Annotated in this window: 19 protein-coding genes; 8 read left to right on the plus strand and 11 right to left on the minus strand. The window is 71.8% G+C overall.

Features of this window, described 5'->3' with window-relative positions; genetic code table 11:
• Window positions 1-42 precede the first annotated feature (42 nt).
• Window positions 43-498 carry a VOC family protein gene (locus ACGF4C_RS02670; RefSeq protein ID WP_393562648.1) on the plus strand — a complete coding sequence of 152 codons (456 nt, stop codon included), beginning with the start codon at window positions 43-45 and terminating at the stop codon, window positions 496-498.
• A gap of 6 nt (window positions 499-504) precedes the next feature.
• On the opposite strand, the gene ACGF4C_RS02675 is transcribed toward ACGF4C_RS02670, so the two are convergent.
• Complete coding sequence (locus ACGF4C_RS02675) at window positions 505-681, minus strand: hypothetical protein (RefSeq protein ID WP_199816268.1); 177 nt, start codon at window positions 679-681, stop codon at window positions 505-507.
• A 198-nt stretch (window positions 682-879) separates the two neighbouring features.
• On the opposite strand from ACGF4C_RS02675, the gene ACGF4C_RS02680 reads away from it, so the two are divergent.
• The 3 genes from ACGF4C_RS02680 to ACGF4C_RS02690 all read left to right on the plus strand — a co-directional run bounded on the left by ACGF4C_RS02680 (window position 880) and on the right by ACGF4C_RS02690 (window position 3,926).
• A complete protein-coding gene (locus ACGF4C_RS02680; protein WP_393562649.1) occupies window positions 880-1,719 on the plus strand; it encodes a GNAT family N-acetyltransferase in 840 nt (279 codons plus the stop codon).
• A gap of 126 nt (window positions 1,720-1,845) precedes the next feature.
• Window positions 1,846-2,529, plus strand: coding sequence for a GntR family transcriptional regulator (locus ACGF4C_RS02685; protein ID WP_393562651.1), 684 nt, complete (start codon window positions 1,846-1,848; stop codon window positions 2,527-2,529).
• Between the two features lie 143 nt (window positions 2,530-2,672).
• Entirely contained in the window at window positions 2,673-3,926 is a 1,254-nt protein-coding gene (locus ACGF4C_RS02690) for a nitrate/nitrite transporter (protein WP_393562846.1), read from the plus strand.
• A gap of 110 nt (window positions 3,927-4,036) precedes the next feature.
• Here the strand turns inward: ACGF4C_RS02690 and ACGF4C_RS02695 are convergent, their stop codons facing one another.
• Window positions 4,037-4,861, minus strand: a complete 825-nt coding sequence (locus ACGF4C_RS02695) for a maleylpyruvate isomerase family mycothiol-dependent enzyme (RefSeq protein WP_393562652.1) — start codon at window positions 4,859-4,861, stop codon at window positions 4,037-4,039.
• A 153-nt stretch (window positions 4,862-5,014) separates the two neighbouring features.
• Entirely contained in the window at window positions 5,015-5,545 is a 531-nt protein-coding gene (locus tag ACGF4C_RS02700) for an LURP-one-related/scramblase family protein (protein ID WP_393562653.1), read from the minus strand.
• 64 nt (window positions 5,546-5,609) lie between these two features.
• On the opposite strand from ACGF4C_RS02700, the gene ACGF4C_RS02705 reads away from it, so the two are divergent.
• On the plus strand, window positions 5,610-7,409 hold the full coding sequence (locus ACGF4C_RS02705) for an NHL domain-containing thioredoxin family protein (protein ID WP_393562655.1): 1,800 nt from the start codon (window positions 5,610-5,612) through the stop codon (window positions 7,407-7,409).
• Window positions 7,410-7,479: 70 nt separating this feature from the next.
• Here ACGF4C_RS02705 and ACGF4C_RS02710 read toward each other — a convergent pair whose 3' ends face one another.
• The 7 genes from ACGF4C_RS02710 to ACGF4C_RS02740 all read right to left on the minus strand — a co-directional run bounded on the left by ACGF4C_RS02710 (window position 7,480) and on the right by ACGF4C_RS02740 (window position 16,979).
• Complete coding sequence (locus tag ACGF4C_RS02710; RefSeq protein WP_393562657.1) at window positions 7,480-8,130, minus strand: DUF4232 domain-containing protein; 651 nt, start codon at window positions 8,128-8,130, stop codon at window positions 7,480-7,482.
• Window positions 8,131-8,301: 171 nt separating this feature from the next.
• Entirely contained in the window at window positions 8,302-9,189 is an 888-nt protein-coding gene (locus ACGF4C_RS02715; RefSeq protein ID WP_393562659.1) for a helix-turn-helix domain-containing protein, read from the minus strand.
• Between the two features lie 206 nt (window positions 9,190-9,395).
• Window positions 9,396-10,295: a hypothetical protein gene (locus ACGF4C_RS02720; protein ID WP_393562661.1), complete on the minus strand. Its 900-nt coding sequence runs from the start codon at window positions 10,293-10,295 to the stop codon at window positions 9,396-9,398.
• A gap of 293 nt (window positions 10,296-10,588) precedes the next feature.
• A complete protein-coding gene (locus tag ACGF4C_RS02725) occupies window positions 10,589-11,389 on the minus strand; it encodes a DUF4232 domain-containing protein (RefSeq protein ID WP_393562663.1) in 801 nt (266 codons plus the stop codon).
• A gap of 133 nt (window positions 11,390-11,522) precedes the next feature.
• On the minus strand, window positions 11,523-13,526 hold the full coding sequence (locus tag ACGF4C_RS02730) for a BTAD domain-containing putative transcriptional regulator (RefSeq protein WP_393562664.1): 2,004 nt from the start codon (window positions 13,524-13,526) through the stop codon (window positions 11,523-11,525).
• Between the two features lies 1 nt (window position 13,527).
• Window positions 13,528-14,823: a M18 family aminopeptidase gene (locus ACGF4C_RS02735; protein ID WP_393562666.1), complete on the minus strand. Its 1,296-nt coding sequence runs from the start codon at window positions 14,821-14,823 to the stop codon at window positions 13,528-13,530.
• Window positions 14,824-15,137: 314 nt separating this feature from the next.
• Window positions 15,138-16,979, minus strand: a complete 1,842-nt coding sequence (locus ACGF4C_RS02740) for an acyl-CoA dehydrogenase (RefSeq protein ID WP_393562668.1) — start codon at window positions 16,977-16,979, stop codon at window positions 15,138-15,140.
• A gap of 168 nt (window positions 16,980-17,147) precedes the next feature.
• Between ACGF4C_RS02740 and ACGF4C_RS02745 the strand changes: the two genes are divergently transcribed.
• The 3 genes from ACGF4C_RS02745 to ACGF4C_RS02755 all read left to right on the plus strand — a co-directional run bounded on the left by ACGF4C_RS02745 (window position 17,148) and on the right by ACGF4C_RS02755 (window position 20,019).
• Window positions 17,148-17,621 carry an SseB family protein gene (locus tag ACGF4C_RS02745; RefSeq protein WP_030411509.1) on the plus strand — a complete coding sequence of 158 codons (474 nt, stop codon included), beginning with the start codon at window positions 17,148-17,150 and terminating at the stop codon, window positions 17,619-17,621.
• 185 nt (window positions 17,622-17,806) lie between these two features.
• Window positions 17,807-18,760, plus strand: coding sequence for a pirin family protein (locus ACGF4C_RS02750; RefSeq protein ID WP_393562669.1), 954 nt, complete (start codon window positions 17,807-17,809; stop codon window positions 18,758-18,760).
• 104 nt (window positions 18,761-18,864) lie between these two features.
• On the plus strand, window positions 18,865-20,019 hold the full coding sequence (locus tag ACGF4C_RS02755) for an AI-2E family transporter (RefSeq protein WP_393562671.1): 1,155 nt from the start codon (window positions 18,865-18,867) through the stop codon (window positions 20,017-20,019).
• On the opposite strand, the gene ACGF4C_RS02760 is transcribed toward ACGF4C_RS02755, so the two are convergent.
• Complete coding sequence (locus tag ACGF4C_RS02760; RefSeq protein ID WP_393562673.1) at window positions 19,941-22,112, minus strand: SpoIIE family protein phosphatase; 2,172 nt, start codon at window positions 22,110-22,112, stop codon at window positions 19,941-19,943. The genes ACGF4C_RS02755 and ACGF4C_RS02760 overlap by 79 nt on opposite strands.
• Window positions 22,113-22,165 lie beyond the last annotated feature (53 nt).

A 22,165-nucleotide genomic window follows, 5' to 3' on the forward strand; every position in this document is an offset into this window, starting at 1 on the left:
TGGCCCACCCGGGGCCCTACCGACCGAGGAGGAACGGCGCTCATGCCGCAGACCACATCTGAGACCACCACATCCCCGCACGGCTCCGCGACGGCACCCGCGCCCCAGGTGTGGCCGATGCTCCGGGCCCGGGACGCCCGCGCCCTGATCCGGTTCCTCACCGAGGCGTTCGGCTTTGAAGCGACCGCGGTGTACGGCGACGGGGAGCGGGTCGCGCACGCCGAGCTCTCCTGGCCCGAGGGCGGCGGCATCATGCTCGGTTCCGTCCGCGAGGCGGACGACGACCCCTGCGGACTGCAGCCCGGGGCCTCTGGCGCCTATGTGGTCACCGACCGGCCCGACGCGCTGTGTGCCCGCGCCCGGGCCGCCGGTGCGGAGATCACCGACGAGCCGGCCGACACCGACTACGGGTCGCGGGGCTTCAGCGCCCGCGACCCGGAGGGCAACCGCTGGTCCTTCGGCACCTACCGCGGCGCGCCGCAGCCGGCCCGGTCGTAGGGCCGGTCAGCCGCGGATGAGCTCCACGGCACGGCTGAAGTGGGCCACCGGCCCGGTCGGACGGGACTCATCGGCGTGTGCGGCGCCGCGGGTCAGCGCGACCCCCGCCCACAGACCGGCGACGATCAATGCCAGTACGACGGTGTTCCGCGCACGACGGCCGGCGTTCGTCCTGGACTGCATGGTCAACTCCCCTGGAATCCCGGAGCCTCCCCGGCTCCATGCCTCCATTCACCCATGGAATCCGGGCCGCTCCGTACGCGCGAGGTACGGACTCGGGTCAGACCTGAGGTGGACCCGCCGTCCGCCTGTGGTCCCCCTTGCGACCGGGGCCGGGAAAGGGTTTGCGGTCGCCGTCCGGAGCCGCTTACCGTCGGCGGAATGAGCCGCGACGTGATCATCCGCCGGTATCGGGACGCTGACCAGGACGTTGTCATCGAACTCTGGTCGCGGGCCGTGCGCCGGGCGCATCCGTTCATCGAGGGGGAGGGCGAGGGCGAGCGCGCGCGGATCCTCCGCGAGGTGTATCTCGTCCGGGCCGAGAACTGGGTCGCCGAACGCGCAGGCACGGTCATCGGGCTGCTCGGCCTGCTTCCCGGCGGCGAGATCGGCGGGCTGTTCGTCGCACCGGAGGCCCAAGACGGCGGTGTTGGGCGGCAGTTGGTGGAACACGCGGCGGCGCGGTACGGCGCGCTGACCCTGGAGGTCTTCGAGGGCAACGTCCGCGCCCGCCGCTTCTACGCGCACCTGGGCTTCACCGAGCGGGGGCGGCGGGTGGACGAGGAGACCGGCCACCCGCTGCTCGTCCTGGAGCGGGCCGCGCCGCTGAAGTCGGTGGGCTGGCTGCACGTGCGGGAGGGCCGGCTGCTGAGCGTCCGCACCCGCGGCAACGACACGTTCTACCTCCCCGGCGGGAAGTACGAGCCCGGGGAGTCCGCCCCTGAGGCGCTGTCGCGGGAGCTGTCCGAGGAGCTCGGCCTCGACGTCCCCGCCGGGACCCTGACGGAGGCGTTCGTCATCCATGACGTCGCGCACGGCAAGAACGGCCGCCGGCTGCACATGACCTGCTTCACCGGCGGGCCGCAGGACATCGTGCCGGTGCCGGGCCGGGAGATCGCCGAGTACGCCTGGTTCGACCGCCTAGAGGCGCGCGAGCGCTGTGCCCCGGCGCATTCCCAGGTCGTGGACCGCTTGGTGGCCCAGGGGCGGATGCCGGGCTGACCTAGGGCCCCGAGCCGTCCGTCGATCGCCCGCGCCCGTCCGCTGGTCCGCCCGTCCGCACCCACCGATCGTCCGCATCGCGGAATCACGTTTCGGACGCATACCTGTTGTATCTATCCTGTGCGCATGCCCTCAGCGTCCACGCCCACCGCCCCCGCCAGAGAATCCACCGCCAAACAACCGCCCGCCGCCGAGCGGGTCTACGCACACGTCAAGGACGCCGTTCTGCAGCGCCGCTACGAGGGCGGCATGCTGCTCACCGAAGGCGAGCTGGCCGACGCGGTGGGCGTGTCCCGGACGCCGGTGCGCGAGGCGCTGCTGCGCCTGGAGGTCGAGGGGCTGCTCAAGCTCTACCCGAAGAAGGGAGCCATGGTGCTGCCGGTCTCCGCACAGGAGATCGCCGACGTGGTCGAGACCCGGCTGCTGGTGGAGAAGCACGCCGCCGCCAAGGCGGTGCCCGCGAGCGAGCCGCTGCTCACCGAGCTGACCGAGCTGCTGGAGACCATGCGCGAGCAGGCCGCGTCCGGTGACCTGGCCGCCGTGTCCGTCACCGACCGCGCCTTCCACGCCGCCATCGTGCGCAGCGCCGGTAACCAGATCCTGGACCGGCTCTACGAGCAGCTGCGCGATCGTCAGTTGCGGATGGGCGTCGCGGTGATGCACGCCGACCCCGACCGGATCGCCAAGAACATCGCCGAGCACGCCGAGATCCTCGACGCGCTGCGGGCCGGCGACGCGGACGCCGCGACAGAGGTCGTGCACCGGCACGTCAGCTGGGTCCGCAACCTCGCCCAGGGAGACGTGCGATGAGCGGTGGCACCGGCGGACCGGACGGCTCCATAGACGGCGGCTCCGGCCCGGGTTCCGGCTCCGTGGGCGGCGGTTCGGCCCGCTCCGGCATGGGCGGCGGGGCCCGGCTGCTGCCCGCCGACCCGCCCGGCGGCCCCCGGGCCATGGCGGTCTGGGGCATCGGCGTCGCCGTCTACTTCGTCGCGATCACCTACCGCACGAGCCTGGGCGTGGCCGGGCTGGACGCCGCCGAACGCTTCCACATCAACGCCTCGGCGCTGTCGACCTTCTCCATCCTCCAGCTGCTGGTGTACGCGGGGATGCAGATCCCCGTCGGCCTGCTGGTCGATCGGCTCGGCGCCAAAAAGGTGCTGACCCTCGGCGTCGTCCTCTACACCGCCGGCCAGTTCGGCTTCGCGCTCTCCGCTTCGTACCCCATGGCGCTCGGCTCGCGCGCGCTGCTGGGCTGTGGTGACGCGATGACCTTCATCAGCGTGCTGCGGCTGGGGTCGCGCTGGTTCCCGGCCCGGCGCGGCCCGATGATCGCCCAGATCGCCGCACTGGTCGGCATGGCCGGCAACCTCATCTCCACCCTCGTCCTCGCCCGCTTCCTGCACACCTTCGGCTGGACCCCGACCTTCGCCGCCAGTGCGGCCGGCGGCATCGTCGTGCTGATCGTGCTGCTGGCCTTCCTCAAGGACCACCCCGAGGGCTTCGAGCCGCCGCCGGCCCCGGCCGGGCACACCGGCACCGGGTTCGTGCGCCGGCAGATCGCGGACGCCTGGCGGGAGCCCGGCACCCGGCTGGGCATGTGGGTGCACTTCACCACCCAGTTCCCGGCCATGGTCTTCCTGCTGCTGTGGGGCCTGCCGTTCCTCGTCGAGGCACAGGGCCTGTCCCGCGGCACCGCCGGTGAACTGCTCACCCTGGTGGTGCTCTCCAACATGGCCGTGGGGCTGGTCTACGGCCAGATCATCGCCCGCCACCACGCCGCCCGTATGCCGCTGGCACTGGGCACGGTCGGTGCCACCGCCCTGCTCTGGGCGAGCGTGCTGAGCTGGCCGGCCGACCATGCGCCCATGGGCCTGCTGATCGCGCTCTGCTCCGTGCTGGGCGCTTGCGGTCCGGCGTCGATGATCGGCTTCGACTTCGCCCGGCCCGCCAATCCGCCCGAGCGCCAGGGCACCGCCTCCGGCATCGTCAACATGGGCGGCTTCACCGCGTCGATGACGACGCTGCTCGCGATCGGCGTCCTGCTGGACGCGACCGGCGACAACTACCGGATCGCCTTCGCCTCGGTCTTCGTCCTCGAAGCGGTCGGTGTCTCACAGATCCTGCGGCTGCGCCGCCGGGCCGCCCGCCGCGAGCGTGAGCGGCTGGTCGTCAGCCGCGTCGAGGCGGTGCACGTTCCGGCCTGAGCGGCGCTGTTCCACGTGAAACGGGGATGCTGTTTCACGTGAAACAGCGGGTGTTGTTTCACGTGAAACGGGGGCCGGCCGACGCGAAGTGGTCCGCCGGCCCGAGTTCACTACGGCGTGACCGCGAAGTTGTCCAGGATCGCCTCGGCCAGCTCCTGGTCACCATCGATCTTGATCTGCTCGGCGACCGCCGCCGGGCGGACCCGGCCGCAGGCGAGCTGGTGGAAGGTGTCCCAGTCCAGGGCGAGGGTCACCGTCGGGCCCAGCGAGACGCTGCCGTCGATGGTGGCGTTGCCCTCGTTGTCGATCCGGACCGTACGCAGGAACTCCAACGGGCCGCTGACATCGAAGACCACCACCGAACCGGCGGGCGCCTGGGCCCTCTTGGAGACGATGCCGGGCAGCACCTTGACCAGCAGGTCGCGGGTCACCTGTGCGCCGGGGGAGTCGAGATTGCCGGGCTTACCGAGCGCCCGGCGCAGGTCCTGCTCATGCACCCAGACGTCGAACGCCCGCTGCTGGAGCACGAATTCCAGCGACCGGTCCTCATCGAGCGGGCTGCGCACCACCGCGTCGGGCTCGCGGGACTCGTTGCGCAGCTGCCGGGAACGGCGGATGACGGTGTATTCGAGTTCGCTGAGCATCTCCGGCGCGGTGTGGTGCCGGCGGACGTCGACCTGCACCTCCATGCGGCGCGCCGACTCACTGCGGACGTGGTAGAGGTCGCGCGGCAGCGTGTGGATCGGCCGTGGGTCGCCCAGCATTTCGCATTCCAGGCCGATGATGTGCGAGACCACATCGCGAACCGACCATCCTGGCAGGCACGTCGCCCGGTTCCACTCGCCTTCGACGAGCGGAGTCACCAGCTCGGTTATCGCTTCTATGGAGTGCGTCCAGGCATCGATGGAGGACTGAAGGCTGGGATGGACGGTCACGGGACCCCTCGGACGGTTCGTACGCGGGCTGCTGTCTGTGCAGTTAAGTTACCGCTGCGCACGGGCACCCCGGCAGTGCTTTCGGGGGACCATCGTAGGACGATGTCCCGCGACGGCAGCGGGTTCCGGCGCAGCGTTCCGGGCGCCCGCGGCTCAGTCCCCGCCGCGCTCCCGCTCGGCCAGCCGGATCACGCACACCGCGACGGCGATCAGCAGCGCCGGATCCGCGTCGTCCCGTACGACCTTGACCGCATACGTGTCGCGCACGGTCAGCCAGCGCCGTGAGATGTCGGCGAGCAGTTCGCCCTCGTACTCGACGGCGAACTCCCGGTCCAGGATCTTGCCGCTGACGTCCAGCACGGTGCCGTCCGCCAGTTCCACGCGGTAGTGGTTGCGCAGCAGCGAGAGCCGCTTGCGGCGGATGGTGGCCAACGGCGCGTCGTCCCGCTCGATCGTCATCGTGTCGCGCAGGGCCAGCATCTTCTTCCGGATGGTGATCAGCACCCGGCCTTCGGCGTCCTTCAGCTCAAAGGTCTCCCGCATCCGGAGCGCCTTGCCGTCCACGAGGAAGGCGTGGCGGCCGTGTTCGTCGTCGATCCAGTAGTCGTCGCCGATGCCGAAGATCCGGTCGCGGACGAGGAAGGTGCCGGAGCGCGGCGGCTGCGCCGCGGGTGAGGGCTGCATGGCTGACCTGTTCCCCGGCGCCCCTGCGGAATGCGCACGCACCTGAGTGACGTTGAATGTCCACATGGCTTCACGTGCGCGCGTCCGGGCCCCCGAGCTGATCGGCAAGGGCGGCTGGCTGAACACCGGCAACAAGGATCTGACCCTCTCCGACCTGCGAGGACGCATCGTCGTCCTGGATTTCTGGACGTTCTGCTGTGTGAACTGCCTGCACGTCCTGGACGAGCTGCGGGAGCTGGAGGAGAAGCACCGCGACACGGTCGTGATCATCGGTGTGCACTCCCCGAAGTTCGTGCACGAGGCCGAGCACCAGGCGGTGGTGGACGCCGTCGAGCGGTACGGCGTCGAGCACCCGGTCCTCGACGACCCCGAGCTCGCCACGTGGAAGCAGTACGCGGTCCGGGCCTGGCCGACGCTGGTGGTGATCGACCCCGAGGGGTATGTCGTCGCCCAGCACGCCGGCGAGGGCCATGCGCACGCCATCGCCACGCTCGTCGAGGAGCTGGAGGCCGAGCACGAGGCGAAGGGCACCCTGCGGCGCGGCGACGGCCCGTACGTACCGCCGGAGCCGGTCGCCACCGACCTGCGCTTCCCCGGCAAGGCGGTCCGGCTGCCGGGCGGCAGCTTCCTGGTCTCCGACACCACCCGCCACCAGCTCGTCGAGCTGGCCGAGGACGGCGAGCGGGTGCTGCGCCGGATCGGCAGCGGTGAGCGCGGCCTGACCCCGGACACCTTCAACGAACCGCAGGGCCTGGCCCTGCTGCCCGACGGCAAGGTCGCCGTCGCGGACACCGTCAACCACGCCCTGCGCGTCTTCGACCCCCAAAGCGGCACGCTGGAGACGGTGGCCGGCACCGGCAAGCAGTGGTGGCAGGGCTCCCCGACCTCCGGGCCGGCGCGCGAGGTGGCGCTCTCCTCGCCGTGGGACATCGCCTGGTGGCAGGACCGGCTGTGGATCGCGATGGCCGGTGTGCACCAGCTGTGGACGTACGACCCGGCCACCGGCACGGTCGAGGTGGCCGCCGGCACGACCAACGAAGGGCTGGTGGACGGCCCGGCCGCCGAGGCCTGGTTCGCCCAGCCGTCCGGGCTCGCGGCGGCCGCCGACCGGCTGTGGATCGCGGACTCGGAGACCAGCGCGGTCCGCTGGGTCGAGCCCGCGGAGGACGGATACGTCATCCGCACGGCCGTCGGCACCGGCCTCTTCGACTTCGGCCACCGCGACGGCGCGGCCGGGCAGGCGCTGCTCCAGCACCCGCTGGGCGTCACCGCGCTGCCCGACGGCTCGGTCGCGATCGCGGACACCTACAACCACGCCCTGCGCCGCTACGACCCGGCGAGCGGCGAGGTGACGACGCTGGCGACGGATCTGCGCGAGCCGTCCGACGCGGTGCTCGTCGACGACGACATCGTGGTCATCGAGTCCGCGCGGCACCGGCTGACCCGGCTGCGGCTGCCCGAGGAGGCGGTCCGGGTGGAGGCGGTGGCGCACCGCACCCAGCGTGCGGCCACCGAGGTGGCGCCGGGCGCACTCCGGCTCGAGGTGGTCTTCCAGGCCCCGGCGGGCCAGAAGCTGGACACCCGCTACGGCCCGTCGACCCGGCTGCTGGTCAGCGCGACCCCGCCGGAACTGCTCGCCGACGGTGCGGGCGCCGGCACGGACCTCAACCGGGAGCTGGTGCTCGCGGACGGCGTGACCGAGGGCGTGCTGCATGTCTCGGCGATGGCCGCGTCCTGCGACGACGACCCGGACATCGAATACCCCGCCTGCCACGTCCACCAGCAGGACTGGGGCGTTCCGGTGACCGTCACCGAGGGCGGTGCGGCCCGGCTCGGGCTGGTGCTGGCGGGGCTGGACGCATAGCCACCGGCGCCCGGGCCCGTTGACGGGGCCCGGGCCGTGCCGGTGGGGCGGCGGTGTCGGTGGTGCCGGATCAGTTCCCGACGCCGGCCGTCACTTCGGCCCCGTGGATGCTGTGCGACCAGTTGGTGATCTTGCTCTTGCCGACGGAGATGTGCAGCCGCTTCTCCGCGAAGTTCAGGGTGACCGGCCCGCGGGTGGTGGAACTCGCAGTGGAACCCATGAAGTCGATGGTCACCGACTTCTGCTCGGTGCCCTTGCTCGCCGGCGTGTTGGTCGGGATGACCGCGTACGCATAGCCCTTGGCCGGCACGTCGATGGTCGGGCCCATGACACTGGGCTCGCCCGCCAGCAGCGGCAGCGGTGCCTTGGCGTTGTCGAAGCGCAGCCGCGGGCCGTTGTACAGCCGGCAGGTGTTGCCGGTGGTGTTCTTGAACTTCACCGTCACATGACTGTCCGGGCCGGTCTGCTGGGAGAACGTGACCCGGTAGGTGCTGGGCCAGCAGGGGGACACCCGGCGCGACGCCGCGCCGGCTCCCGCGCCTGCCGCGGCCGCACCGCCGCCGATGATCTTCCGCTTCTTGCTCTTGGAGGACGAGGAGGAGGTCTTCTTCGACTTCTTCGAGGAGTGGCTGTTGCAGCCGGTCAGCGCGAGCGAACCGGCGAGCCCGAGGGCCAGCGCAGCGTACGCGGCGGAGCGGCGGCGGGTGCGGGGTGCGGTCATGGGTGGAGTCCCCCAGTGGGTCGCTATGGTCAGCGAGGTGTGTCTGTCATGGCACGGCCACGATATCGATTGCGGGTCGATCTTCCAGTGCGGGTGCGCGGCGGCTCCGGCCGGAGCAGCATCACCGCAGGTCAGCGACGCCCGGCGGAGTCGCGGCCCGGAATTGCAGGGTCAGGAGCCCTCCGGGCAGGTCGGCAAGTTGGTGTTGTCGAGCTGTTCCGGCCGGATGCGGATCCCCGGCACCCACATCCGCGCACCGTCGTGATCGACCCGGAACCAGATGCTGCTGTGCCCGCCCGCCTCGTCGGTGACCGCCACACCGTTGGCGATCCGGCACACCGCACGCAGCACATCGCCGTGCCAGACGTGCGCCACGACGTTGGAGCGCCGGTAGACCAGGTAGGGATCACGGGCCAGTCCGAGCGCACAGTTGGCGGTGCGGGGGCGCTGGCAGGCCCGTTCGACGTTGTTGACGGTGATCCGGGCGGACCCGGTGCCCTTCGCCGAGGTCTCCGAGCCCTGCACGCCGCCTGCGCTCACGCTCTCGCGCGAGGGGCCGCCCGAGGCCCGGCCCGGGCCGGTCAGCACCCACATGGCCACCGCGACACCGGCCAGCACCGCGGCCGTCCCGAGCGCGGCGAGCACCAGCGGCATCCGACGGCGTCCCGTCGCCCCCTGCTTCGTCCCCTGGTCCGCCGACTCGTCCGTCCCGGCTGCTTCCCGTGCGATGTCAGGGCCCGGGTCCGCTGCCTCCTGGGCCCGGTGCAGCAGATCGATGAGCCCGGGCAGCCGGTCCTCACCGGTGAAGGAGACCTTGCACCACTGCACCAGCAGCCGTTCATCGGGCAGCCCCTGGCCCCGCAAATAGCGCGAGAGGGACGAGCGGCTCGCCGGTAACCGGCCCTCCAACTCCTTGAGGCTGTAGCCGAGTTCACGATGCATACGGCGTAACGCGAGGACGAACTCCCGGGTGGGGCCGGAGAGTTCGTCGGGGAGAGAAGCCAGTGGCTTACGTCGGGGATGAGCGGCGTGGTTCTGATTGCCAGGCACATCCCGCATTCCAGCACAGGGGACATGCACGCGCGAGGGGCACTTCCGCTCCCCTGTGACGGAAGTGCCCCTCGTTACACGATCCGGATCGGGCCCGGACCGGCTGGTGACGTTTCACGTGAAACGGGCCGTGCCTCAGCGCCTCGCATCAGCCTTGTCGTTTCCATCAGCCTCGTCGTTTCACGTGAAACAGCGACGCGAGGTCGTACGGCACCTCAGTCGCCGAACTTCACCGGACGGTACGGCGTGAACTCCGTGTCCCCGCCCGGCAGGCCATACGTCAGCGTCCGGTGGTCGGTGCCGTGGCCGCCACGCTGCTCGTAGGCCGTGTACGAGGAGTGTGCGTCGTTGTTCCACTTCTCGAAGATCACTACGTGCCGGTTGTTGTTGTCCCCGGACGCATCGATGAGCAGGTCACCGGGCTTGAGTTCGCCGAGCGAAATCGGCCGGGTGATGCCGCGGTCGGTGGCCAGCCCCACGGTGTTGGTGCCCGGCGTCGGCAGCCCGAGCGCCATGGACGCATAGCCCGAGCAGTCCTGGCGGTAGCCGTCCTGCCAGACCTTGGCCTGGCTGTACGGGACCTGTGCGCCCTTGTTGGCGGTGAGCCAGGTGGCGGCCCGGTCCAGCATCTCCTGGCGGGAGCCACCGGGCTGCGGCCGGCCGCCATCGCCGTGGACCGGTACGCCCGGCAGCCGGTCCTGCGGGACGTCCACCGCGACCACCGTCAGGAAGCCGGTGACCGGGCCCGTGAGGTGGGCCATGTACGTCGAGCAGGCGCCGCCCTGGCACACCCGGTGCCCGGTGTCGACCTGGTAGTCGACGGTGACCCGGTCCTGGCCCGCGGCGGTCTTGTTGACCATGCCGACGGCGGGGGAGTCGATGTCGGGGCCGGCGTGCACCACCCATCGCGTCCCCCAGGTGGGAAAGCCCGCGGTGGCCGCAGCCTGCCGGCCGTCGGCGGCCGCGGCCTGCCGTATGCCGGTGGCGGCCGCAGGGCCGGGCTCGTTGCCGTGGGCCGGCACCGCGAATCCGGCGATGCCGATCCCCGCGGCGACCACCGCGGGCAGCACCTTCCGCAGCGCGGGCCTGCGACCGCTGCGCATGTGCTCCTCCATGCCGATTCCCCTCCGTAGGCGGCCGGTCGGCCGGATGGCCGGCGGCTGGCTGGTGAGCCGCCGGGTGGTCCCGCCGCGGCGACGGAGAACATCGTGGGACGGGAGAAGGGAGCCGGCCCGGGGTTTGGTGTCCCCTGAGACATCTCTGCCATGTGCACGGGGGTGACCTGCGGAGACGCCGGCTGGACGGGACGTGGCGGGCGCCTGCGTGAGACATGACGGGACAACAGGCAGGGCGCCCGCTGGGGGATGCGGGCGCCCTGGTTCAAGGGGAGGCGGCGGTGGCGTGGGGCCTACCAGGCAGTGGCGTCGCCCGCGTCGGCCTGCCAGTACGTCACCCACGCGCTGTCGTCGACGTACACCGTGCCGCCCGGCAGCGCCACCTTCGCCGAGCCGCCGACGCTGCCCTTGCCGTCCCGACCCGGCAGGCTCACGGACAGCGCGGTCCGCCGGCCGCCGTTGCGGCCGGAACCGTCTGCCGCGGAGGTCAGCACACCGGCGTAGCCCGACTCCCCGGGCGCGAGGGTGACCACCGCCTGCGGCCGGCTCTCCGGCAGGTCGGCGAGCGGCGACTGAGCGTCGTCGAAGCGCAGTTTGGGAGCGTAGTAGAGGTCGCAGGTGGCGCCGGAGGTGTTGGTGGCCACCAGCAGCAGGTGGTTGACCGGCCGCTGCAGCGGCTTGGCGACGATCCGGATCGCTGCGGCATCACAGGCGGAGTGCCGGACGCCCGGGGTGCCGGTCCCGGCGGTCCCGCCGGCAGGACGAGCGTCGGTGCCGCCGGCCGCGCCGGGTGCGTTGCGCCGTGCGGAGGCCTGCTCCGCCGCGCCGCCGTCGGGCCGGGCCCCGCTCCCCGCCGCACCGGCCTCCTTCTCCGGCAGCTTGCGGGCCGCCCGGGCCGCCGAGTCCTGGACGCCCGGTGCCGCGGGGTGGAACGGCTTGGCCTCACTGGTCTGGAGCGGGTTGTCCTGTCCACCGCAGGCGGTGAGGGTGAGCGCGGCCACCGCGGTCAGGCCGGCGGCGGCGATCCGCAGCGTGCCACGACGGGCGGTACGGGCGGTGCGAGGGCTGCTGGTGCGGTCCTGACGCTGCGGCATTGCGGTCTCCCCCGAGTCGGTCGGTCGATGCCCTCAGGTTGCCGCCCGCCGCTGCCGTGCCACTAACGCACGCCTAACGTCCCTGCCCGCCGACGCCTTCGGCGCCACACGTCCCGTGCCGTCACCCGCGCCGCTACGCCCCGCCCGCGCCGCTTCCCCCGCCCTCGCCGCGCTCGTCCCGGGCGAACAGCTGCGTCAGCGTGCTGATCGTGTAGACATCGGTGGCCTCCTCGTCCACCAGATGCATTTCGGCGAGCCGGTCCAGACCGTCCTGGGTGCGCTCCGGGTCGTAACCGGCCAGCGCCGCCGCCACCGCCGCGTTGAGGTGCCCGTCCGCGCTGGTCGCCAGCGCCGACAGCAGCCGGGCGTCGTCCGCGGACAGCCGGGCGACGGACATCCGCAGCGCCGCCGCGATCCCGGTGTCCTCCGCCGACAGCAGCGCCAGCCGCCGCTGTTCGTCGCGCAGGGCGGCTGCGAGCCGGGCCAGCCGCCAGCGCGGCCGGGCGGTCAGCTGGGCGGCCGCGGCCCGCAGCGCCAGCGGCAGCCCGTCGCACAGGTCGACCAGTTCGCGCGCGGCGGCCGGGTCCTCGGCCACCCGCTCCGGCCCGAGCATGGCGCCGAGCAGCGCCGCGCCCTCCTCGTGGCCGAGCGCCTGGAGACCCACCGGCCGGGCGCAGTCGGTGGCGACCAGGCCGTCGAGCCGGCTGCGGCTGGTGACGACCGTGGCGCAGTGCGGCCCGCCGGGCAGCAGCGGCCGTACCTGTGCCGAACTGCGGGCGTTGTCGAGGACGACCAGCAGCCGGCGCTCGGCGACCAGCGAACGGAACAGTGCCGAGGCGGCCTGCGCCGAGCCCGGAACCTGCTCCTGCGGGGTGCCGAGCGCGAGCAGGAAGTCGCGCAGGATCTCGGCCGGCGCCGCCTCGTCGCCCTCGCCGAAACCGCGGAGGTCGGCGAAGAGCTGGCCGTCGGGGAAGGCGTCGGCGTGCAGATGTGCCCACTGCACGGCACAGGCGGTCTTGCCGACGCCGACCGGTCCGGCGACCACCGCGAGCGGGCTCTCACCGGTCGTACGGTCCGTCAAGGCATCGGTCAGAGCCACGAGTTGGTGTTCCCGGCCCAGGAAGCGGGCCGGTGGCCGGGGCAGCAGCCGCGGCGCGGCGCCGGTCCGCTCGGCCCCGGCACCCGTACCGCCCGATACGGAATCGAAGTGCGGAGCGGCGGAAAGCAGACCCTCGGGTCCCGGGCCGTCGGCCCCCGGACCTGCGGCGCTCCCCGGTACGGGCATCCGGCCCCCGCCCGCGGAAGGCGCTGCGTCCCGACCGCCGCCCGCGAGCTGCGCCGCCTCCCGGTCCCCGCCCGTCGCCGGCTTCTTCGTGCTCCCGCGCCCGCTGCCCGCCGCCTCCGCGCGCAGGATCTCCTCGTACGCGCCGCGCAGCCGCTCGCCGGGGTCGACGCCCAGTTCCTCGTTGAGCAGCCGACGGGTGCGGTGGAACCACTCCAGCGCGTCGGACTGCCGCCCGGTGCGGAACAGCGCCCGCATCAGCCCGGCGATCAGCCCTTCCCGCAACGGGTGGTTGGCTGCCGCGGAGTAGAGGATCGCCACCGCCTGGTCGTGTTCGCCGAGCGCGCCGTGCGCCCGGCCCAGCGCCTCCACGGCCGCCAGCCGGCGCTCCTCCAGGGCATGCGCCGCGGCCGCGAACGGCGGGCTGGTGACCGTGCCGGTCAGCGCCGGCCCGCGCCACAGGCCCAGCGCCTCGCGCAGCAGCGCCACCGCATCGGCCGGAGCCGCCTCGGGACGGGCCAGCGTCACCAGCTCGCTGAACCGGTGGGCGTCGATCAGCTCCTCCGGCAGCCGCAGCAGATAGGCCGAGCCGTGGGTGGCCAGCTCGATGCCGTACGCATCGGCGCCGCCCTCGGCGAGCGTGGCGCGCAGCCGGGAGACGTGCCCCTGGACGACCGTGCGCGCATGCTCGGGCGGCTCGTCCTCCCACAGGGAGTCGATCAACTGCTCCAGCGGAACGGTGGTGTTGGGCTGCAGCAACAGCAGCGCCAGCACACTGCGCCGTTTTGCGGGGCCGAGGGGCAGCTCCCGGGAGCCGGCCGTCACGGCGATCGGGCCGAGCAGCGAGAAGTCCAACTCAGCCCTCCAGGAAGGCCGTCAGGGCGTTCGCGAGCAGGTGGGGGTCCTCGGCGCCGCACAGTTCGCGGGCCGAGTGCATGGACAGGATCGCCACGCCGATGTCGACGGTCGCGATGCCGTGCCGGGCCGCGGTGATCGGCCCGATGGTGGTCCCGCACGGCATCGAGTTGTTGGAGACGAAGCTCTGCCACGGCACGCCGGCGCGCTCGCAGGCCGCCGCGAAGACGGCCCGCCCGCTGCCGTCCGTGGCGTAGCGCTGGTTGACGTTCACCTTCAGGATCGGACCGCCGTTGGGCATCGGCTGGTGCCCCGGCTCGTGCCGCTCGCTGTAGTTGGGGTGGACGGCGTGCCCGGTGTCGGAGGACAGGCAGATGGTGCCGGCGAAGGACCGGGCCCGGTCCTCGTACGAGCCGCCGCGGGCGAACACCGAGCGCTCCAGGACCGTGCCGAGCAGCGGGCCGTCGGCGCCGGTGTCGGACTGGCTGCCGTTCTCCTCGTGGTCGAAGGCGGCCAGCACCGGGATGCTGGTCAGCGCGGAGCCCTGGGCGGCGGCCGCGGTGAGCGCGGCCGTACCGGCGTGCACGGACAGCAGGTTGTCCATCCGCGGCCCGGCGACCAGTTCGCGGTCGCGGCCCAGGTAGGCCGGTGGCTCGATGCTGTGCACCATCAGGTCCCAGCCCTTGATGTCCCCGGCCGGGACGCCGATCTCCTCGGCGACGAAGGCGATCAGATCGCCCTCGGCCACCTCGCCCAGGCCCCAGATGGGCGTCATGTGCCGCTGCTTGTCGAGCTTGAGGCCCTCGGCGTTGACCGAGCGGTCGAGGTGCACGGCGAGCTGCGGCACCCGCAGCAGCGCCCGGTCCACGTGCACGAGCCGGTGCTCCCCGCCGGCGAGCGTCACCCGGCCGCTCAGCCCGAGATCGCGGTCGAGCCAGGTGTTGAGGAGGGTGCCGCCGTAGATCTCCACGGCGACCTGCCGCCAGCCGCGGGCGCCGGTGTCCGGAATCGGTTTCACCCGCAGATTGGGAGAGTCGGTGTGAGCCCCGACAATTCGGTACGGACTCGCCGCGTTCGCGCCCTCGGGGACGTACCAGGCGATGATCGCGCCGCCGCGCAGCACGTACCGTCCGCCGCTCTCGCCGTCCCAGGCGTCGGTCTCCGCGACCTGCCGGAAACCTGCCTTTTCCAGCCGCTCCGCCGCATTGGCGACCGCGTGGTACGGCGACGGACTGGCGGCGAGGAAGGACATCAGGTCGTCGGTGTGGCCGCGATCGAAGCGGGCGGAGTTGGTCATGGATTCAGCATAAGGAGCCGGGCCCCGCATTCCCCGTGCGCGTGCGGAGTGACTCCGCTCCCTTCCGGCCACGATTTCTGCATTCCAGAACGAGAACCCCACTGGAACGAACGATTCCGGTCTGCTGGGCGGGTAGGTCGGGCCACGAATGACGAAGCCCGCCTCCCCGGGGGAAGGGAGGCGGACAACGTCAGTCTGGACTGCCTCTATGAGAGACCTCTAAGAACGCCGGTACAGAGGCCCTCGGGAAGGCCGCGCGCCCGGGCAGCGGACCCTGCCCCTCCACGCGGACCTGCCGTTCCCTGTGCGCTCTCTCAGAACGCGGCCTCGTCGAGCTCCATCAGCGACTGGTCGACGGACTCGGCGAGGGATCGCTGGACGGAGACGCCCGGCAGGATGTTGTGCGCGAAGAACTTCGCCGCGGCGATCTTGCCGGTGTAGAAGGGCACATCCTTGGCAGACACCGCCTTCGCCGAGGCGCCGGCCAGCTTCTCCGCGGCCACCGCCGCGCCCTTGAGGAGGAGGTAGCCGACGACGACGTCGCCGGAGGCCATCAGCAGGCGGGTGGTGTTGAGGCCGACCTTGTAGATGGACTTGACGTCCTGCTCAGTCGCGGCGAGGTCGGTCAGCATGGCGCCGACGATCGCCTCCAGGTCGGCGGCGGCCTTCGCCAGCTCGCCGCGGGCCTGCGCCAGCTCCTCGCCGCCGGTGTTGTCGGCGAGGAACTTCTTGATCTCCTCGGACAGCACGGTCAGCGCCTGGCCCTGGTCCCGGACGATCTTCCGGAAGAAGAAGTCCTGGCCCTGGATCGCGGTGGTGCCCTCGTAGAGGGTGTCGATCTTGGCGTCGCGGATGTACTGCTCGATCGGGTACTCCTGGAGGTACCCGGAGCCGCCGAAGGTCTGCAGCGACTGCGCCAGCTGCTCGTAGGACCGCTCGGAGCCGTAGCCCTTGACGATCGGCAGCAGCAGGTCGTTGAGGCGGTTCGCGGCGCTCGCGTCCTCGCCCGCGGCCTCCTTGATGAGGATCTCGTCCTGGACCGTGGCGGTGTAGAGCACCAGGGCGCGCATGCCCTCGGTGTACGCCTTCTGCGTCATCAGCGAGCGGCGCACGTCGGGGTGGTGGGTGATGGTGACGCGCGGCGCGGTCTTGTCGGTGAAGGCGGCCAGGTCCGGGCCCTGCACGCGCTCCTTGGCGTACTCCAGGGCGTTGAGGTAGCCGGTGGAGAGGGTGGCGATGGCCTTCGTGCCGACCATCATCCGGGCGAACTCGATGATCTTGAACATCTGGCGGATGCCGTCGTGCTTCTCGCCGAGCAGCCAGCCCTTGGCGGGGTGGTTGGCGCCGAACGTCATCTCGCAGGTGTTGGAGGCCTTCAGGCCCATCTTGTGCTCGACGTTCGTGGCGTAGACGCCGTTGCGCTCGCCCAGCTCGCCGGTCTCCCAGTCGAAGTCGTACTTCGGCACGATGAACAGCGACAGGCCCTTGGTGCCCGGGCCGTGACCCTCGGGGCGGGCGAGGACGAAGTGCACGATGTTCTCGGACATGTCGTGCTCACCGGAGGTGATGAAGCGCTTGACGCCCTCGATGTGCCAGGAGCCGTCCTCCTGCTGGGTGGCCTTGGTGCGGCCGGCACCGACGTCCGAACCGGCGTCCGGCTCGGTGAGCACCATGGTGGAGCCCCACTGCTTGTCCACCATCAGCTGGGCTATGCGGTGCTGCTCCTCGGTGCCCTCGTCGAAGAGCACACCGGCGAAGGCGGGGCCGGAGGCGTACATCCACACGGCCGGGTTGGCGCCCAGGATCGTCTCGGCGAAGCCCCAGAGGAGGGAGCGGGGCGCGGTGGTGCCGCCGAGCTCCTCCGGGATGCCCAGACGCCACCACTCGGCGTCCATGAAGGCCTGGTAGCTCTTCTTGAAGGTGTCCGGGACCGGCGCGGTGTTGGTGTCCGGGTCGAAGACCGGGGGGTTGCGGTCCGTGTCGGCGAAGGACTCGGCGAGCTCGTTCTCCGACAGTCGGGCGATCTCGGACAGCACGCTCTTGGCGGTGTCGACATCCATCTCCGCGAACGGTCCGGTGCCGTACACGCGGTCACGGCCCAGCACCTCGAAGAGGTTGAACTCGATGTCGCGGAGATTCGACTTGTAGTGGCCCATGGGTACGGCTCCGTAAGGGTTCGGGAGAGGACCCCAAGGCTGGGACCTCAGACGCAATACCGGCTAGTAGCTAGCATGATGCTACCCGCGGGTAATAAGAATCAACCCCTTCCGCCCATCTGTGACGAGCGTCCCGCGGTACCGCGCCGACTCAGTAGGCTGAGGCGCATGTACGGCTACGACCAGAACGCGGGTGCCGGGCAGCAGTACGGCGCGCCTCCGCCACCGCCGCAGCAGCCGGCCCCCGGGGGCTACGGCGAACAGCCGCTCTACCCCGAGCCGTCCCCGCCCTCGCTCGCCGACGCGGTGCGCGCCTTCACCACCGGCTCGATGTCGGCCGAGGACTTCCAGGGCATCTTCTCGACGTCCAAGGTGTACTGCCCGCGCGGTGACAACCCCGGCTTCCTGGCGCTGCACAACACCCAGCAGCCGGTGATCCCGATGTTCACCTCGCTCAAGGAGCTCCGGCGGTACGCGGGCAAGGAGTCCAAGTACTTCGTGATCACCGGCGCCGAGGTGCTCGACCTGCTGCCGACCGGCTACGGCTTCGTCCTCGACATGGAGGGGGACCACCGGATGGTCTTCGACGCCAAGGCCGTGGAGCAGATGGTCGACTTCGCGATGCGGCGGATGTACGGCTAGGCGCCCTCGCCGCGCAGGCGGCTGAGCGCACCGCGGAGACCGCCCCGCCTTCCTGAACGGCCGGCCGACACTGTTCGGCCGGCCGTCTGCTGTGTTCTGTGACCTGCGAAAACGCCCGCGGGAATGGCTATGCCTTGCAGGTTGTTCAGTATTCAACTAAGTTGTGAGCGACCGAGGAGGCCGTCATGCCCGCTGTGACCGTAGAGAACCCGCTGACCCTGCCCCGCGTGGCGGCACCCGCCGCGGCGCAGACCCGTCCCGTGCTGGGCGTCGCCACCGCGCCGAGCGGATTCGAGGGTGAGGGCTTCCCGGTGCGCCGGGCCTTCGCCGGCATCGACTACAAGCACCTCGACCCGTTCATCATGATGGATCAGATGGGCGAGGTGGAGTACGCGCCCGGAGAGCCCAAGGGCACGCCCTGGCACCCGCACCGCGGCTTCGAGACCGTCACGTACCTGATCGACGGCACGTTCGTGCACCGGGACTCGCACGGCGGTGGCGGGGTCATCAACGGCGGTGACACACAGTGGATGACGGCGGGCTCCGGCCTGCTGCACATCGAGGCGCCGCCGGAGTCGCTGGTCATGTCCGGCGGTCTCTTCCACGGCCTCCAGCTGTGGGTCAACCTGCCGAAGAGCGACAAGATGATGGCCCCCCGCTACCAGGACATCGGCGGCGGCCAGGTCAAGCTGCTGACCTCCGCCGACGGCGGGGCGCTGCTGCGCCTGATCGCCGGCGACGTCGACGACCACCACGGCCCGGGCATCACGCACACGCCGATCACGATGATGCATGTGTCGGTGAACCCCGGCGCCGAGCTGACCCTCCCCTGGCGCAAGGACTTCAACGCCCTTGCCTACGCCCTGGCCGGCCGTGGCACCGCCGGCGCGGAGGGACGCCCGTTCCGCATGGGCCAGACGGTGGTGTTCGGAGCCGGCGACTCGCTCACGATCCGGGCGGACGAGACCCAGGAGTCGCGCAGCCCGAACTTCGAGGTGGTGCTGCTGGGTGGGCTGCCGATCCGCGAGCCGATGATGCACTACGGCCCGTTCGTGATGAACACCCATGCCGAACTGGCCCAGGCCTTCGAGGACTTCCAGGCCGGACGGCTCGGCACGATCCCCGCCGGGGAGCACTGACCCGGCGTCGGACCTCGTGATGAGGGGCGGTGTTTCACGTGAAACACCGTCCCGGCGCGTTCCCCCGCCCGTTTCCGGACCGTGCGCCGTGGTGGACTGTCCGGGTGCGAAACGATTCCGATCATGACCGGAGCGGCTCCGGCCCCGAACGGCCGCTGACGGAGAAGCCGTTGCTGCCGGTCGAGGCCCGCCGTGCCGCGGCCTGGTGCGTGGTGGCGCTGCTGGTCGCGTCCGTGCTGGCCGTCGGCGTATGGCTGTGCGTCTTCCTCAGTGCGGCGGTCACGCCGGTGCTGCTGGCGCTGCTCGGCAGTGCGCTGCTCGGGCCGCTCTACCGGCGGCTGGTGGCGATGCGGCTCAACCGCTCACTGGCGGCCGGGCTGACCTGCGCCGTCCTGCTGGTGGTGGTCGGCGGCGCCGGATACGTCGTCGTCAGTGCGCTGGTGGACACCGGGGACCAGATCATCGCCTCGCTCAAGGAGGCCGGCCAGGGCCTCTCCAAGAACTTCGGCATGGCCGGTGCGTCGCTCGACGACCTGGCCTCCAACGCCAAGAGCCTGGTCACCAGGTTCGGCGGCGAGGCGGCCTCCGGGCTGCTGGCCGGGGTCAGCGTCGTCGGCCAGTTCATCGCCGCCTCGGTCCTCGCCCTGCTGCTGACGTTCTTCTTCCTCCGCGACGCGGACAAGGCCGTCCGCGCGCTGCACGACTGGGCGCCCGGCAATTCGGGGCCGCAGCTCGAACGGATGGCCCGCCGCGGCTTCCAGGCCATACAGGGCTTCATGCGGGGCACCACCTTCATCGCGCTGATCGACGCCCTGTGCATCACCGTCGGCCTGCTGATCCTCCAGGTCCCGGGCGCCCCGGGCCTGGGTGCCCTGGTCTTCGTCGGCGCATACATCCCCTACCTCGGCGCGTTCATCTCCGGCGCGGTGGCGATCCTGGTCGCGTTCGCCGACCGGGGCTTCGTGATCGCGCTGTGGACGCTCGGCGTCGTCCTCGCCGTCCAGGTGCTGGAGGGCCATGTCCTGCAGCCGATGATCCAGAGCCGGACGGTCCAGATGCACCCGGCGACGGTGATGCTGGCGATCACGGCCGGCGCCAGCGTGGCCGGCATCCTCGGCATGCTGCTGTCCGTCCCGCTGACCGCCGCGGTCTCCGGCGTCCTGCACGAACTGCGCAAGCACTACGCGGCGGACTCGGACTCCGGCTCCGGCTCCAGCTCCGGCGACACCGGGCCCAGCGCGTCCCCCACGTCCTCGTAGAGCTCGAACCACGTCGACTTGCCGTCGCCGCGCGGATCCACGCCCCACCTCCCGGCCAGCAGCTCCAGCAGCACCAACCCCCGCCCCGAGGAGGCCAGTTCGCCGGGGCTGCGCCGGTGCGGCAGCTCGTCGCTGCTGTCGGAGACGTCGACCCGGACCCGGCGGGCGCCGCGCTCCCCGCAGATCTCGGCGACCAGCAGCGCGTCCCCGTCGGTGTGCAGCAGGACGTTGGTGACCATTTCGGAGACCATCAGCACCGCCGAGTCGACCTGGTCCGGGTCGGCCCAGTCGTGCAGCACCTCGCGGACCTGCCGGCGGGCCTCGGCTATCCGGTGCGGTTCGGCCTGGGCCACGGAGAGCGCGGTGCGCCGTACGGGCTGCTGCGCCAGCAGTCCCCCGGTCCCGACGCCGCAGCTGCCGCCCTCCCGGCACAGCAGCAGAAGGGCGATGTCGTCCTCGCGGCGGTCCACCAGCGGTCCGGTGGTGTGGTGTGAGGGCGGCCCGTGCACGGCCTGGACCAGGGCGTCGGCGAGCCGTTCCAGATCCGCCTCGTCCGCCCCGACCTCGTGCGACTCGATGATGCCGCGCAGTCGCGACCACCCGGTCTCCAGGTCGTGCCCGCCGGTCTCGATCAGCCCGTCGGTGCAGACCAGCATCGTTTCGCCGGGCTCCAGGACGAGGCGGGTGGTGGGGTAGTCGGCGTCCGGGACGATGCCCAGCGGCAGCCCGCCCGCGGTCGGACGGATCAGCATCGTCCCGTCGCACAGCCGGATCGCCGGGTCGGGGTGGCCGGCCCGTGCGATGTCCAGCAGCCCGGTCGACGGGTCCACCTCGATGTACAGACAGGTGGCGAACCGCTGGTCCTCGCCGTGGCCGCGGAACTCCGTCGCATTGATCCCGGCCAGGAACCGGGACGCCCGCGAGAGCACCGCGTCCGGGTGGTGCCCCTCGGACGCATAGGCCCGCAGCGCGATCCGCAGCTGCCCCATCAGGCCCGCGGCCCGTACGTCATGGCCCTGTACGTCCCCGATGACCAGCGCGATCCGGCCCGACGGCAGCGGGATCATGTCGTACCAGTCGCCGCCCACCTCCAGCCCGCCACCGGTGGGGACGTAGCGCGCCGCGACCGTCATCCCCGGGATGTCCGGCTGCACCGTCGGCCGCATGCTGCGCTGCAGGCCGAGCGTCAGCTCCTGCTGTTCCTCCTGCATCCCGGCCCGGGCCAGCGCCTGGGCCAGCATCCGGGCGACGGTGGTCAGCACCGAGCGCTCGTCGGGCGTGAAGGCGACCGGCTCGGCGAACCCCGCCATCCAGGCACCGATCGTCCGGCCCGCGTTGACCAGCGGCAGGAACGCCCAGGACGTCCGGCCGAAACGGGCGGCCAGCGGCCAGGTGGCCGGGTAGCGGCCGCGGTACTCCTCGGGCGTGGGCAGATAGATGGCCCGGCCGGTGCGGATCACCTCCGCGGCCGGGTACTCCGTCTCCAGCGGCATGTCGAGGAACGGCTGCTCGTCGCCGGGCCGGTGGCCGTGGTGGCCGATGACCGACACCCGGTCGCCCTCGATCCCGAAGACCGCGAGCCCCTCCGGCATGAAACCGGGCATCGACAGTCCCGCCGCCACCCGCAGCACCTCGGCGGTGGACCGGGCCTCGGCCAGCGCCCGCCCCGCGTCCAGCAGGAACGCCTCGCGCGAGCGGCGCCAGTCGCCGGTGACCGTGGTGTGTGCGGCGGAGGTGCCGGGCAGCGGCTCGGGCACTTCCTGGAGGGTGCCGACCAGCTCGAAATCCCCGTCGACCATGCGGGGCCGGGACCGGGAGCGGACCAGCCGAAGCACCTGCCCCTGCTCGTCGACGACCCGCATCCGGGCCTCGGCCAGCGTCTCCTCGGCGGCCGCGAGCTGCACGATCCCGTTGACCTCGGCGAAGTCGACGGGATGAAAACGGGAACGCACCGCCGCCTCGCTCAGCTCCACCGGCTCGGCCGGCAACCCGAGCAGCCGGGCCGCCTCGGCGTCGAGGCTCACCCGTCCCGTGGCGTTGTCCCAGCGCCAGAGGCCGGTTGCGATGGCAGCCAGGAGGTCCTTGGTGCGCATTGCCTCACTTTAGGGGCGTTTGCCGGAGGCCGACCAGAGAACGGAACGTGACC

This window comes from Streptomyces sp. NPDC048197, from assembly GCF_043202395.1.
GTDB lineage: Bacteria > Actinomycetota > Actinomycetes > Streptomycetales > Streptomycetaceae > Streptomyces > Streptomyces siderophoricus.